The organism is Nocardia transvalensis (assembly GCF_015477765.1).
Lineage (GTDB): Bacteria > Actinomycetota > Actinomycetes > Mycobacteriales > Mycobacteriaceae > Nocardia > Nocardia transvalensis_A.
Window position 1 is genome coordinate 259,222 of record NZ_JADLQQ010000011.1, and the last position, 13,633, is coordinate 272,854.

A 13,633-nucleotide genomic window follows, 5' to 3' on the forward strand; every position below is an offset into this window, starting at 1 on the left:
ACCTTGTGAGTGAGCGCGGGCAACGGCGACCCGAATCCGGGTATTACCGGTGGTATCGCGATCGAGCAGAACACAACCGGACACGATTGCGCAACCGCGGCCGTCGCTGCTAGTCAGAGGGCTTCGCTATCGGACGGTAGCGTCACAGCTAGCGCAACACCTTGCGGCCGATTGCCCACTTGTGCACCTCCGTGGGGCCGTCGTAGAGGCGGAAGGCGCGCATATCGCGGAAGATCATCTCGACCACGGTCTCGTCGCTGATGCCGATGCCGCCGAGCACCTGGACGCAGCGGTCGGCGACCTTGAACAGCTCCTCCGACACGTACGACTTGGCCATGGAGCTCTCGTGGCGGGCCTTGTGCCCCTGATCCATCAACCAGCAGGCATGCCAGATGGTCAGGCGGCACTGGTGCAGCGCGATCTCGTTGTCGGCCAGCAGGAACGACACGCCCTCGTGTTCGCCGATGGGCTTGCCGAAGGCGGTGCGGGTCTTGGCGTGTTCGACGGCAATGCTCTGGGCGCGTTCGGCGGCGCCGAGCCAGCGCATGCAGTGGGTGAGCCGAGCGGGAGCCAGCCGCAGCTGCGCATACCGCAGCGCCTGGCCGGTTTCGCCGAGCACCGCCGACTTGGGCAGGGTCAGATTCTCGAAGCGCACCACCCCGTGACCGCCGACGTAGTTGCGGTCCATGGTGTTCATCGTGCGCTCGATGACGATGCCGGGGGTTTCGCCGTCGGTCAGGAACAGCGTCGGCCCCTCCGGCAGGTGGGGGTTGGGCGCCAAGCGGGCCATGATGATCCAGGTCTTGGCCCCGTCGGCACCGGTGATCAGCCATTTGCGGCCGTTGATGACGAAGTTCTCGCCGTCGAAGGTGGCCGTGGTGGTGAGCTGACCGGGATCCGAGCCCGCCCCGCCCGGCTCGGTCATCGCGAAGACCGAGCGCTGGTGGCCGGTGATCACCGGCATCAGGTAGCGGTCGACCTGTTCGGGGTTGGCGACCTTGGACAGCAGGAACATATTGCCCTCGTCCGGGGCGGCGCAGTTCATGGCGACCGGGCCGAGGGTGGACCAGCCTGCGGCCTCGTAGAGCACGGCCTGTTCGACATGGGTGAGGCCGCGCCCGCCCAGTTCCACGGGGGCCTGAATGGTGAGCAGTTTCTCGGCGCGGGCCAGTTCGACGAGTTCCTGGCGCAGTTCGTCGTTGGGGCCGTGCGAGGTCAGCCGCGGATCACGCTCGTAGGGAACGATCTTGTCGATGACGAATTGGCGGATCCGGTCGCGTTCGGCCTCGAGGTCGGCGGGCAACGAGAAGTCGATCATCGGTGGTCACCTTTTCCGGCTGTCCCGGCGTGCTTTCGGCCGGGAACGTGGCACGAGCATACGACCCGCACCCCGACAGACTGAAGGCGGCTGCCATCAAATGGTGGTCAGCCCAGGACGCCGCGCAGGAACTCTTCGACGTGGGCGCGGTAGGCCGCGGGCTGATCGTCGTGGACCAGATGTCCCGCGTCCGGGATCAGGACGTGGCGCGCGTTCGGATGCCGGGCGGCCATCTCGCGCATCTGGCCGGGCGGGGTGATGGTGTGCTCGCCCTCGATCAGCAGGGCCGGTGCCCGCACCGACTGCCACTGCGACCAGAAGTCGCGGCTGCCCCATTCCTCGGAGATGTCGCGGAAGGTCGTGACATCCCCGTGCAGGCGATAACCGTCCGGGCCCTCGGTGAACGAATTCAGGAAGTAGCGGCCCGCCACCGGGCCGAAGAAATCCAGCACCGCGTCGGCGGTGCGGAACGGTTGCGGCCACGCCGCGATCATCGCCGCCCAGTCCCGAGCCGTGCGCCCCCGGTAATCCGGGGCCATATCCTCCACCACCAGCGCCCGCACCCGATCCGGATGGTCGGCGGCATACACCCAGCCGTGCAGGGCGCCCATGGAGTGACCGATCACCACCATCGGCTCGGCGATCGATGCAGTAGCGGTCGCCAGATCCGCAACGAACGCCTCGGTGGTGAGCTCCTGCGGCGCCGCACGCCCGTGCCCCGCCGCGTCGAAGGTGAACACCTGCCCGAATTTCCGCAGCCACTCCACCTGCCCACCCCAGGTCCGCGCACTGCCCATCAGCCCGTGCAACAGCAGAATCGGCACACCCGTGCCACCCTCGTCGTACAGCAGCTTGTCCGCCTCCCCGCGTCTTCAGGCCATACAAGTTGATTGCCACGCAATCTGGTCACAGGTCCTACGTCTGTGCCGAGCAGAGTTCCGGGCGCGCCGCTAGCTTAGTCTTGTGGCTATGGCTGTTGTGAAGATCAATGCGATCGAGGTGCCCGAGGGTGCGGGGCCCGAGTTGGAGAAGCGGTTCGCCAATCGGGCGCATGCCGTGGAGAATTCGCCCGGATTTCTCGGGTTCCAGTTGTTGCGGCCGGTGGCCGGGGACAATCGGTACTTCGTTGTGACGCAGTGGGATTCGGAGGAATCCTTCGCGGCGTGGCGGGACGGTCCGGCGAAGCAGGCGCATGCCGGTCAGGCCGACCGCAAGCCGGTGTCGACGGGCGCGTCGCTGCTGGAGTTCGAGGTCGTGCTGGACGTGCCGGGTAAGGGCTGACCTCACCTGGGCCGGGTGTTGACGTCGAGTTCTCGCAGGCCCGGGTGGGCATTCGGGTCGGCGCCGGTCACCTGGATCCGCACGTAGCGGGCGTTGGTGGGCTCGACCAGATCGCCGGTCGGCGTGGTCGACACCGCCGTCCAAGTGCGGTTGTCGGCGGAGACCGAGACCTGCGTCGCGGCCGGTGCCGGTTGGGTCCAGCTCGACACCACCCGCGTCACGACGGCCTCCGCGCCGAGATCGACGGTGAGGTCGGCCTGCGCGGCGTCGGGCCGCCAGCTGGTGGCACCTTCGCCGTCGACCGCGGCCTCGGCGTACTGGCCCGGCTCCTCGCTGCTGGCGGTGACCGTCTTGCATTGCGCGGCATCGTCGGTCGGCGCGAGATCGGGTCGGCGCGTGGGCAATTCCAGCACCGCCCCCGAATCGACCTGGCGCACCTCGGTTCCGGGTCCGGTGTCGACCGGCAGCGGCGCCCCGGATTTCAGCGTGACGGTCGTGCGCTGGGCGCCGACGGTCACATCGAAAACACGTCCCTGCCACCGCAACCCGTGGATGGTGACCCCATCGCTCAGCCGCGGCGGCAGCAGCGGTTCCAGCCGCACCCGATCCTCGTGGAAGCGCAGCCCCGCCAGGCCGTTGGTGAACTCCTGAACGTATCCGCCCGCCAGCGTGGTGAAGTTGAACGCCGGTGAGCCCGCCAACGGGTCGTGGGCGCCCGCCTTCTCCCCGCGGGCCTCGGCGAACTGACCGAACGGTTCGCGCGCGAACGGACGCCCGGAGCGATCCACATAGGTGCCGACCGCGCAGCCCGGTTCGCCCAAGTCCGCGGCATCGATCGCGTGCACCGAATCGGTCATCGCCGGACCGTCCGGATCGGTGCGTTCGGCGTAGAACTCGAGCGTCTTCGCGGCGACGTCCTCGGGCATGGGCCATTCCAGCGGATATTGCAGCAATACCGTGTCCGCCTGTTTGATCTGCGTTCCGCGGTAGCCGTCGTACTGCAGGAAGACGCCGTTGGCGGGGTCGAAGGGCATGCGCAGGTGATCGGCGATCGCGGTCCAGGTCGGCGGTGCCGGTTGGCCGACGATCCGGGCCGCCTCGGTGGCGTTGCGAAGGGCCTCCGCCGCAACGGCATTGGTGTAGACCCCGTCGTCGACGCCATTGCTGTATTCGTCGGGCCCGGCGACATTGCGGATGGAATAGCTGCCGTCCGGATTGGGCGTCGCACGCGCGGCCCAGAATTCGGCCAGGGCGGACATGATCGGCCAGCCGCGGTCGCGCAGATAGCCGGTGTCCTTGGTGGCCAGGTAGTACTGCCAGGCCGCGAGCGAGATATCGCCCTGCAGATGGATCTGGGTCACGCAGTGCGGTGGTGACCAACTGTGGCATTCGGAGTTCAAATCGCCCGTGTCGGCGCTGGTCCAGGGATAGAAGGCGCCCGGATATCCGAGTAGCCGCGCATTCTCCTTGGCGGCGGGCAGCGTCTTGAACCGATACTCCACAACGGATTTGGCCAGCGTCGGCGCCAATTGCAGTAGCCCCGGGTACATCCAGATGTCGGCGTCCCAGAAGATGAGACCGGCGTAGTTGTCGCTGCTCAACCCCGTGGGCGAAATGCTGTTGTCCTGCTGGGGATTGGTCGCCGAATACAGCGAATACAGAGCCGCGCGAACCCAGCGCTGTACATCGTCGTGCCCGCGGACCTCGATATCGGACGACCACAGCGACCGCCATGCCTCGGCATGTGCGGCAAGCACATCCGACCACCCACGTCGAGCGATCCGATGGGCGGCATCGGTCGCCGCGCGAGCCGGATCCGCGGCGGTGAGACCGGTGTCGACACCGACGAATTTCGTCACCTCGTAGGACTTGCCCGACTCCACGTCCAGTGTCGCCTGCTGGCTGCCGTTCTGCTGGTGCACCGAGGCATCGCCCACCGAGAGCACCGAGGCCACATTTCCGGCGATATTCGTTGTCTTGGTGCGGAATCCCAGGGATGTGGTGGTGTTGTCCGGGGTCGTGATCCCGGTCTGGTCCAAGCGGCGTGCGCCTGCCATATCCAACAGGCCGGTCACGGTGGCCTGCCCATCCCAGTGCGGGGTGAGAGTGAGATGCACCGCGGCGGCGTGCTGATCGCCCCGGTCGGCGATCACGTCGTAGACCAGGTCGGTGGCCCGCCCGTCCTGCGTCGTCCAGGTCAGCGTGGTGCGCACCAGACCGCAGCGCAGATATTCGGTCTGCCGGAAGTTCGTGACCTGCGCGGGTGCCGTTGCGGGGGAATATGTTTCCGCACCGACCCCGACCAGCAGTGTGGACCAGTTGGGCAGGGCGGCGGCCACCTCGCGCCCGTCGGCGAGACCCGGCTCGGCACCGTACAACCCCGCGACGAAAGCGCCGTCGTAACGGGGTGTGTACAGCGGCCAGCCGGTCCGTTCACCGGTCTGCACATATCCCATGCCCGCCGGTGGCACCCGCAGGCCCAGATAGCCGTTGCCCACGAAGGGGTGTTTGTCGTAGGACCCGGCATAGGCATCCGAGAAGGGAGCCCATTCGGCTCTGTCGGAGACGTTGTCCCCCGGGCACGGCTGGGCCTGCGGCGAGTCGCCGTTGCCGGATCGCACCGCGACCAGAATCGCTGCGACCACCAGCACGACCACGACCGCCGCGACGATACCGATCAGCAGCCGAGTATGGCGGCCGATGAACTGTCGCGCAGTTGACGCCACGTTCGCCAGAGTGCCACAACTCGACCGACCGGTGCGACGACATCAGCCCGAACTACACATTTCGGTTATGGTTGCCGCCCACAGTGACCGATTTCCGCCATATAACCACGGCGCCTCGTTGCTCGCCGAACCGTTGACGATGGTGGTCGCCAACGGATTCGGCGAGCGATGTCGAGCCGGTACCCGGCGACCGGTTCGTCAGGACTCGAAACTGGCGTCCAGCTCGATGGTGTCGACGCCGGCCAGCGCCTTACTCACCGGGCAGCCCGCCTTGGCGGCCTCGGCGGCCTGCTGGAAGGCGGCGGCATCGATGCCCGATGCCTTGCCGCGAACGGTCAGCTTGATCTTGCCGATGCGGAACCCGCCCGCCGGATCCGGGCCCAGGGTCACATCGGCGCCGACATCCAGGCTCTGCACCGTGCCACCGGCATTGCCGATCTGGGCCGAGAGCGCCATCGCGTAGCAGGACGAGTGCGCGGCGGCGATCAGCTCCTCGGGGCTGGTGGTGCCGTCGGCGGTCTCGGCACTCCGCTTGGGGAACGACACATCGAACTTGCCGACCCCGGAGCTGGCCAGTTCGACCTGACCGGAGCCGTCCTGCAGTCCCCCGCTCCAAGCGGTACGCGCGGTACGTGTTGGCATCACTGTCCTTTCACAGTTGGGATAGGTCGCCGTCCCGATCGAACCTACCCGCTCCCGCGGGTTTGGTGAGGCGGCCGCAAGATTCCGGCCCAGAACATGCCGGAATGACGAGGAGGGCCGACCTCCTCGTCATTCCGAACGAGCCCGCCCTCGCTGTTCCGGGCGGGCCCGCCCCCCTTCGCCTTCCGGCCGAGCCCCCTTATCGGGAGGCCCACCCCTCAGCCTTCCGGCGGGGCCATACCTCGCCATTCGGCGGACCGCCCTGGTCCTTCCGGCGGGCCATGCCTTTCACCTTCCGGCCGGAATCAGGTCATATCGCGTTGCCGGATCAGCCAGGCCGTCGCCGCGACGAAGGCGACGGCGTAGGCACCGAGGACGGTGAACGACACTGGGCGGGAAAGGATGTCGAGCACGCCCGGGGTGGCCTGGCCCTGGACCGTGCGCATCGCGCCCGCCAGGGAACCGGCGGCGGTGCCGGGCAGGTGGTCGGTGACCGCCCGGATCGGGGAGAAGATCGCCGCGACGCCGCGCAGCAGGTTCTCCACCACCAGCACCCAGACCAGGCCCAGGCCGACGGCCAGTGCGGGGCCGCGAGCGATCGCGCCGATCACCGCACCCGCCAGCGTCCACATGCCGAGAATGGCTGTGCCGGTGACGATTCCGAGCAGCGTACGACCGGCCGAGGGCAGGGCCAGCGACTGGTGCTGCACCGCTCCGATCACCGCCGCCACCCCGAGGTCGATCGCGAAGGCCAGGCACACCAGCGCGATCACCACGATCACCAGGGACACCACACTGCCGCCGATCACGCTCATCCGCGAAGGGCCTTGTGTCAGAGCGGTTTTCCAGGTTCCCCAGCCGTAGCCGCTGCCGACGGTCAGCGCGCCCAGCACCAGGATCAGCGCCCCGCCGAACATCGCCATGCCCTGGGTGAACACCTCCGGCACCGCGGCCGGAAGCATCTGCCGCAGCAGCACGTCGCGGGGCAGACCGTTCGACATCCGGGTGCTGTCACCCGAGGTGTAGGCCAAATAGTTGAACAGATAGGCGAAGGTGAGATTCAACAGAATCCACGTGCCGATCAGAATCCACAGTGCCGGCCACTTGCGCAACCGGGCGAATTCCGCCCGGGTGCCGGCCCACAGATCTCGCACCGTCGTCATTGCGGCGCCTCCGATTTCGTCATCTCGAAAAAGACTTCTTCCAGGGATCTTTCGTCGGTGCGCAGCTCCAGCAGGTCCGCGCCCGCCTCGATCACCGCGCGTGCCACCTTGGGCGCCGTTGCCACATCGGCATCGACTCTGATGCCGGCGGCGGTCAGCAACGCGGTGCGATCGCCCACCACCCGGCGCACGGCCGGATACGCCAACTCCACCGGCTCGGCCCGCAGGAACAGCGTTGCCGCTCCCCGCAATTCGCTGACCGTCGCCTGAGTGAGCAGGCGGCCCTGCGAGATGACGCCGACGCGGTCGCATATCTCCTGCACCTCGCTGAGCAGGTGAGACGACAGCACGACGGTGTGCCCGTCGGCGGCGAGCCCGGTAATGAGCTCACGCATCTCGGCCATACCGACCGGATCGAGCCCGTTGGTGGGTTCGTCGAGGATCAACAGGTCCGGGCGGCCGAGCAGGGCCGCGGCCACGCCGAGCCGCTGCTTCATCCCCAGCGAGTAGGCGCGGAATTTGTCGTCGCCGCGGCCGGCCAGCTTCACTTGGTGCAGCGCCTCCTCCACGTCGTCGAGGCCGCAGCCGCGATAGCGGGCCAGCACCCGCAGGTTGTCCCGGCCGGACAGGTACGGGTAGAACCCAGGTCCCTCGATCAGCACGCCGATACGGCGCAGCGTGCGCGGATCGCCCGGCCGCCGGCCCAGCACCGTCGCCGTACCGGAGGTGGGATGGATCAGGCCGACCAGCATGCGCAGCGTGGTGGTCTTACCGGCACCGTTGGGTCCGAGGAAGCCGTAGATCTCGCCGGTGTAAACCGTCATGTCGACGGCGTCGACGGCGGTGTGGGAGCCGTAGCATTTGGTCAGCGCCTGGGTGACCACGACGGTTTCGTTCATGCCTTCGAGAATCCGCCCTCGACCGGGGCGGGACATCCGCCGCCCGACCCGATCCGGCATACGTATCCAGACGTAATTCGCCGTGGCCACGTACCGTTTGCGCGAGTACGGCGTTACCGTGCGAGTGTGAGTCCGACCGCTCGGCCCAATAGGCGGGATGTGCTGGTGGCGCTGGTCGTCGCCGCTGCGCAACTCGGCGCCGGGCGGATGGCGAATCTGGCCGAGGTCCGGCAAGGGGTGCCGGTGCCGGGCGTGCAAGCCTTGGACGCATTCGGGTACGGGCTTCTGATGCTCGGCCCGCTGCTGCTGGTGGTGCGGCGCGCTTACCCCCGCACCGTATTCCTGGCGACGTTGGCAATCGTCTTCACCTACTTGTACGCGGGTTACGGCTACGGGCCGATCTTCATCTCGATGGTCGTCGCCTTCCTCACCGCAGCGACGCGCGGATCACGCTGGCACACCTATCCGTTCGTGCCGCTGGGATATCTGATGCTGATGTGGCCCGCACCGACGCTGCGCGGATACGCGATCGGCGGCTGGCAGGTCATCGGGGTATTCGCCTGGCTGTGCGTGCTGATCGCGATCGCCGAGGGGATTCGCCAGCGAAAGGCGGTGCTGACGGCCCGTCGGCAGCGCGCGGAGACCGTGCGCTGCCAGCAGGAGGCCGAGCGCGAACGCGAACTGGCCCAGCGCGAACAGCGTGCCACCGAGGAGCGGCTCGCCATCGCCAGGGAACTCCATGACGTGCTCGCCCACAGCCTGTCGCTGATCAACGTGCAGTCCTCGGTGGCACTGGAACTGCTGGACCGCAAGCCCGAGCAGGCCGCCACCGCGCTGGCCGCCATCAAACAGGCCAGCCGCGATGCGCTCGACGAGGTGCACACGCTGCTGCGGTCCATCCGAGCCGGGGCGGAATCCGGTGCGGCGCCGACGAGCCCGACGACAGGCATCGCGGACCTGGATACCCTGCTCGCTCCCGCCCGGGCGGCCGGACTCACGGTCGACACGGCCATTCGAGGCACCGTGCGGCGACTGCCCACCGTGGTCGACGTCGCCGCCGCCCGCATCGTGCAGGAGTCGCTGACCAATGCGCTGCGCCACGCACCGGGCACCGACGCCGTTGTCGCAGTGGACTATTCACCGCACGAGCTACGGCTCACCATCGAGAACGGCCGACCCGTCGGGCCTGCGGATTCCGGCCGAGAGCAGGCCGAGAAGACAAAAGAGGGCGTCACCGGTGGAGGTCACGGAATTCCTGGAATGATCGAGCGTGCGCACGCTCTCGGCGGGGAACTGCGGGCGGGACCGCGCGGCGACGGCGGATTTCGAGTGAGTGCGCGGTTGCCGTTGGGTTCTCCGGATTCCGACGGACGGCACCGGGCGGCCGCAGAACCGTCCACCGCACAGGAGGATTCATGACAATCCGGGTATTGGTTGCGGACGATCAGGCGCTGGTGCGGGCCGGGTTCGTGGCGCTGCTGGACGCGCAGGACGGGATCGAGGTCGTCGGTGAGGCCGATAACGGGCAGCAGGCGTTGCGGATGACGCGGGAGTTGGTGCCCGATGTGGTGCTGATGGATATTCGGATGCCGGTGCTGGACGGGCTGTGCGCCACCCGGATGATCGCCGACGATCCCGAGCTGTCCGGCGTGAAGGTGGTCGTGCTCACCACCTTCGAGCTCGACGAGTACGTCTTCGAGGCAATGCGTTCCGGGGCCACGGGTTTCCTCGTCAAGCACACCGAGCCCGCCGACCTGGTGAAGGCCGTGCGGGTGGTCGCCGACGGTGATGCGCTGCTGTCCCCCAGCGTCACCCGCCGCCTGGTCGCCGAATTCGCCTCCCGCGCCAAGCCGGCGCCGACCGCGACACTGTCCGATCTCACCGACCGGGAACGGGAGGTGATGGCGCTCGTGGCCGAGGGGCTGACCAATGCCGAAATCGCCGAGCGATTATTCATGAGTCCGGCCACCGCCCGCACGCATGTCAGCCGAATCCTGTTGAAGCTCAACGCCCGCGACCGTACCCAGCTGGTCGTCATGGCCTACGAATCCGGATTGGTGCGCCCCGGCTGGCAGTAGCGGCGCGAGATCCGGTCACTCCCCCGGGTTGGCCTCGGCCCTTTCGTCGTCCGTGAAGCCGATCGGACCGCTCGCGCGGGTCTGCATCCGGGCGGCATTTCCCGCCGCCGCCCGGAATACGCCGCGCACTCCGCCCGGCGCGGCGGCGTAGGTGATCGACTGGCGCGGATCGAAGCCCATCTCGCTGCCGATGGCGACCGCGTCCATATTCGCGCCGAGGAACAGGAAGTTCCAGCTGTACACGTCCTGCTGCTGGGTGATCAGCGACTTCACCGCCGAATGCGTCCATTCCCGGCTGGAGTTCTCGTGCCCGTCGGTGAGGACGACGACGATGACCGTCCCCGGGCGCGCGTTCTCCGGGCGTGCGGCCAATTCGCTGCCGATATCGGTGACCAGGCGACCGACCGCGTCGTACAGCGCGGTCATCCCGCGCGGCTGCAGATTCAGCGGCGGCACCTCGGCAATCGGCCGATTCGCGTACACCAGTTCGTATTCGGTGTCGAACTGGGCCAACGTCACCTCGATCCGCTTGGGCACTTCGCGCTGCTGCTCGAGGAAGGCGGCGAACCCGCCCTCGGTGTCGGACTTGATCGACTGCATCGATCCGGAACGATCGAGTAGTACGGCTATGAGCGTCAGGTCGGAATCGGTCATCGCATTGCCCCCGGTCGAACGATGTGAACGCCACCCACGGTACGCGCGATGCCCTGCGCGTACGCGCGCATACGTATGCCAGATGTCGCGTACACACCGATGCCGCGGCAGTCGGCTCGAGTCAGGCTCGAGTCATGAACACCTATCTCACTTCCACGACCGTCTCGGTACTGGCCGACCACGCCGATTACGGCTGGCATCCCTGGCCGTTCTTCTGGATCATCCCGATTCTGTTCTGGCTCACGGTCATCGCCCTGTTCGTCTTCCGGCGCGGCTTCGGCCGTGACAACGGCATCGGCACGCTGCGCTCGGCCTACGCGCGCGGCGAGATCAGCGAGGAGGATTATCTGACCAGGCTCGATGTGCTGCGGCGATCACGCCGCCGCCGATGACCATTCGCCTACGCTGAGAAAGGGATCACAGCGAGTCACATTCGTCCGGCCTGCCTCGTCGTCTCGGTAGATCGCCGGTACGGCGACGGCATACCGGCCGAGCGGCAATGGAGGTTGTGATGGCGGCGAAGATTCTGGTCACCGGTGGTACGGGCACCTTGGGCAGGCACGTGGTTCCCGGCCTGCTCACGGCGGGACAGGAGCTGCGGGTGCTGAGCCGGAGCCCGCGTGCGAACACGCCCGGAATCGAGTATGTGCGGGGCGATCTCACCAAGGGCCACGGTATCGACGCGGCGGTGGCGGGCATCGACACGATCGTGCACCTGGCCGGTGACGCCAAGACCGACGACGTCGCGACCCGCCACCTGGTCGACGCCGCGGCCGGGGTCGGGCACCTGGTATTCATCGGGGTCACGGCGGCGGAACGGATTCCGCTGGGCTACTTCCGCGCGAAGCTGGCCGCGGAGCGGGCGATCGAGGAATCGGGGATCCCGTTCACCACGCTGCGCGCGGCACAGTTCCACGACCTAATCTTCGACGCGCTGCGGACGCTGGCGAAACTGCCGGTGGTCCCCCTCCTCCCGGGCCGCATGCAGCCGGTGGAGACCGCGGAAGTGGCGCACAGGCTGGTCGAACTGACGCTGGGTGAACCCCAGGGCCGGGTGTCCGATCTGGCCGGTCCGGAGGTGCTGGACTTCCGCGCGCTGGTCCGCACCTTCCTGCAGGCCACAGGTAAGCGGCGGCTGATGGTGCCGATTCCCTTCCCCGGCAAGGCAGGCCGCGCCTTCCGCAACGGCGACAACCTCACCTTCGAAACCCACGGCAAGCGCACCTGGGCGGAGTACCTCGCCGAACGGGTCGGCTAGCGATCGGCCTCGGCCGGAAAGGTCATGGAGGATTACCGTACCCGCGCTGCCGAGCCGCTTCATAGAGCACAACCGCTCCCGCGGTGGCCGCATTGAGGCTGCTGGCACCGCCGCCGATAGGAATGCGCACGATATCGTCACAGGCTTCACGCCACCGGGCGCTCATGCCGGCCGTCTCGTTGCCGATGACCATCAGGGTCGGCTGAGTGAGGTCGTAATCCCCGATGTCGACCGTGCCGTGCTCGTCGGTCCCCACGATACGAATCGGGATCCCTTCCCGCCTGCGGTCGGACACCCAGGTCAGCACCTCGTCGGTCGAATGGGCACGCACCACCGGCAGCGTGAACAGGGAGCCGGTACTCGCCCGCACCGCCTTGGGGTCATAAATATCCGCGGCATGGCCGGTGATTATGACGCCGGAGGCACCGAAGGCATCGGCCGATCGTATGAGAGTACCGATATTGCCCGGGCTCACCGGACGGTCGAAGACGACTCCGAAAAATCCCGGCCCGGGCCCCAGCCGATCGAAATCGTCGGGGCGGAGCGCACCGACCGCGATCAACTCGGGTTCGCCCGATTCCCTTTCCCCCAGTTCCGCGAGCAGATCCGGCTTCACTTCGATGACCTGCGCGCCGCTGCGCCGCACCATCTGCTCGGCCCAGCCGGAGAGTTGTCGCCCCTCCGGACGGAGCAGGCTGTCGATCGACCATCCGTTTTCTACTGCCAAGGTAATCGGCCGTACGCCCTGAATAAGGAACTGCCCGGCCCGTTGCCGCTTGTTCCGGTTCGTAAGTAATGCCTCCCACTGCTGAAACCTGGCATTTCTGACGGTGACCTTCAGCGGATCGACCTTTCTATCCGAGCCCGGGCGCACTGCCCGGGCGCACAACCGCCAGCAACCCCGGCACCTCGTCGCCGCCGTGCCAATGCACCTGTTGCCCATAGGGAACGTCGGTGATGACGATGTCCGGCGCCGAACGATCGACAATGGCGGTCACCTCCGATATCCGCTGCCGCACATCGGATCCCACACCACCGCCGGACGATCGCCGCCACGAATCGCCAGTGCACGCTGAAATGTCTCCGGCGCAAGCCGGACCGGAAAGGCGGGCAAGCCGGGAGCAGACCGGAGCACGGCACCGCTGGCAAGGTCGCCGTAGTCCGCCTGCTGTACCGCGAATCGATACGCCACCCCGGTTCCTTCCCATGACCGTATCCGTATGTGAAGACTAGGGATTCTCCCAATAATCGGCGAGTTCCACGGGGAACCGGGCCGGAACGACGGAGCGGGAGATATGGCGAAGGCCCCTCTCGCCTTGTGCGAGAGGGGCCTTCGACTGGATTACTACTCTCCGGAGGCCGCGGCCTCGCCCGCGAGCGCCGCCACCGGCTCGTCGGTCGCCTTGGGCTCCTTCGCCTTACCGGTGAAGGTGAACTTGGCGTCCTCGCCGGCGCCTTCGCCGTCCCAGCCCTCGACGTCGACCTGCACGACCTGGCCGGCGCCGATCTCGCCGAAGAGGATCTTCTCCGACAGCTGGTCCTCGATCTCGCGCTGGATGGTCCGGCGCAGCGGGCGGGCGCCCAGCACCGGGTCGAAGCCGCGCTTGGCCAGCA

Annotated in this window: 15 protein-coding genes and 1 pseudogene; 5 read left to right on the forward strand and 11 right to left on the reverse strand. The window is 67.5% G+C overall.

Annotated features, from left to right (window positions below; genetic code table 11):
- Positions 1–148: 148 nt before the first annotated feature.
- The gene (locus tag IU452_RS30130; protein WP_195112574.1) at positions 149–1,318 is read right to left on the reverse strand and encodes an acyl-CoA dehydrogenase family protein; all 1,170 of its coding nucleotides are present in this window, start codon (positions 1,316–1,318) and stop codon (positions 149–151) included.
- Positions 1,319–1,425: 107 nt separating this feature from the next.
- Entirely contained in the window at positions 1,426–2,169 is a 744-nt protein-coding gene (locus tag IU452_RS30135) for an alpha/beta fold hydrolase (protein ID WP_195112615.1), read from the reverse strand.
- A 118-nt stretch (positions 2,170–2,287) separates the two neighbouring features.
- Here IU452_RS30135 and IU452_RS30140 point away from each other — a divergent pair, with 118 nt between their 5' ends.
- The gene (locus IU452_RS30140) at positions 2,288–2,599 is read left to right on the forward strand and encodes an antibiotic biosynthesis monooxygenase family protein (protein WP_195112575.1); all 312 of its coding nucleotides are present in this window, start codon (positions 2,288–2,290) and stop codon (positions 2,597–2,599) included.
- A gap of 2 nt (positions 2,600–2,601) precedes the next feature.
- On the opposite strand, the gene IU452_RS30145 is transcribed toward IU452_RS30140, so the two are convergent.
- The 4 genes from IU452_RS30145 to IU452_RS30160 form a co-directional block, all read right to left on the reverse strand.
- The gene (locus tag IU452_RS30145; RefSeq protein WP_324192897.1) at positions 2,602–5,325 is read right to left on the reverse strand and encodes a discoidin domain-containing protein; all 2,724 of its coding nucleotides are present in this window, start codon (positions 5,323–5,325) and stop codon (positions 2,602–2,604) included.
- Positions 5,326–5,523: 198 nt separating this feature from the next.
- Positions 5,524–5,967, reverse strand: a complete 444-nt coding sequence (locus IU452_RS30150) for an OsmC family peroxiredoxin (RefSeq protein ID WP_195112576.1) — start codon at positions 5,965–5,967, stop codon at positions 5,524–5,526.
- Positions 5,968–6,272: 305 nt separating this feature from the next.
- Positions 6,273–7,130 carry an ABC transporter permease subunit gene (locus IU452_RS30155; RefSeq protein ID WP_195112577.1) on the reverse strand — a complete coding sequence of 286 codons (858 nt, stop codon included), beginning with the start codon at positions 7,128–7,130 and terminating at the stop codon, positions 6,273–6,275.
- Positions 7,127–8,029: an ABC transporter ATP-binding protein gene (locus IU452_RS30160; RefSeq protein WP_195112578.1), complete on the reverse strand. Its 903-nt coding sequence runs from the start codon at positions 8,027–8,029 to the stop codon at positions 7,127–7,129. The genes IU452_RS30155 and IU452_RS30160 overlap by 4 nt, the downstream gene beginning before the upstream one ends.
- Before the next feature lie 126 nt (positions 8,030–8,155).
- On the opposite strand from IU452_RS30160, the gene IU452_RS30165 reads away from it, so the two are divergent.
- Both IU452_RS30165 and IU452_RS30170 read left to right on the forward strand, forming a co-directional pair.
- The gene (locus tag IU452_RS30165; protein ID WP_324192898.1) at positions 8,156–9,448 is read left to right on the forward strand and encodes a sensor histidine kinase; all 1,293 of its coding nucleotides are present in this window, start codon (positions 8,156–8,158) and stop codon (positions 9,446–9,448) included.
- Positions 9,445–10,107 carry a response regulator transcription factor gene (locus tag IU452_RS30170; RefSeq protein ID WP_195112579.1) on the forward strand — a complete coding sequence of 221 codons (663 nt, stop codon included), beginning with the start codon at positions 9,445–9,447 and terminating at the stop codon, positions 10,105–10,107. Before IU452_RS30165 ends, IU452_RS30170 begins: the two co-directional genes overlap by 4 nt.
- 15 nt (positions 10,108–10,122) lie before the next feature.
- Here IU452_RS30170 and IU452_RS30175 read toward each other — a convergent pair whose 3' ends face one another.
- Positions 10,123–10,761: a vWA domain-containing protein gene (locus IU452_RS30175; protein WP_195112580.1), complete on the reverse strand. Its 639-nt coding sequence runs from the start codon at positions 10,759–10,761 to the stop codon at positions 10,123–10,125.
- 134 nt (positions 10,762–10,895) lie between these two features.
- Between IU452_RS30175 and IU452_RS30180 the strand changes: the two genes are divergently transcribed.
- Positions 10,896–11,153, forward strand: coding sequence for an SHOCT domain-containing protein (locus tag IU452_RS30180; protein WP_195112581.1), 258 nt, complete (start codon positions 10,896–10,898; stop codon positions 11,151–11,153).
- A gap of 119 nt (positions 11,154–11,272) precedes the next feature.
- On the forward strand, positions 11,273–12,019 hold the full coding sequence (locus IU452_RS30185) for an SDR family oxidoreductase (RefSeq protein WP_195112582.1): 747 nt from the start codon (positions 11,273–11,275) through the stop codon (positions 12,017–12,019).
- A 22-nt stretch (positions 12,020–12,041) separates the two neighbouring features.
- Here IU452_RS30185 and IU452_RS30190 read toward each other — a convergent pair whose 3' ends face one another.
- From IU452_RS30190 to IU452_RS30200, 4 genes and pseudogenes are all read right to left on the reverse strand, one after another.
- Positions 12,042–12,893, reverse strand: coding sequence for an RNA methyltransferase (locus IU452_RS30190; protein ID WP_324192899.1), 852 nt, complete (start codon positions 12,891–12,893; stop codon positions 12,042–12,044).
- Positions 12,874–13,017, reverse strand: a complete 144-nt coding sequence (locus IU452_RS38555; protein WP_228818966.1) for a hypothetical protein — start codon at positions 13,015–13,017, stop codon at positions 12,874–12,876. The genes IU452_RS30190 and IU452_RS38555 overlap by 20 nt, the downstream gene beginning before the upstream one ends.
- Complete coding sequence (locus IU452_RS30195) at positions 13,014–13,211, reverse strand: hypothetical protein (RefSeq protein ID WP_195112584.1); 198 nt, start codon at positions 13,209–13,211, stop codon at positions 13,014–13,016. The genes IU452_RS38555 and IU452_RS30195 overlap by 4 nt, the downstream gene beginning before the upstream one ends.
- Positions 13,212–13,364: 153 nt before the next feature.
- A pseudogene (locus IU452_RS30200) lies at positions 13,365–13,633 on the reverse strand (NDP-hexose 4-ketoreductase); the annotation flags it as partial.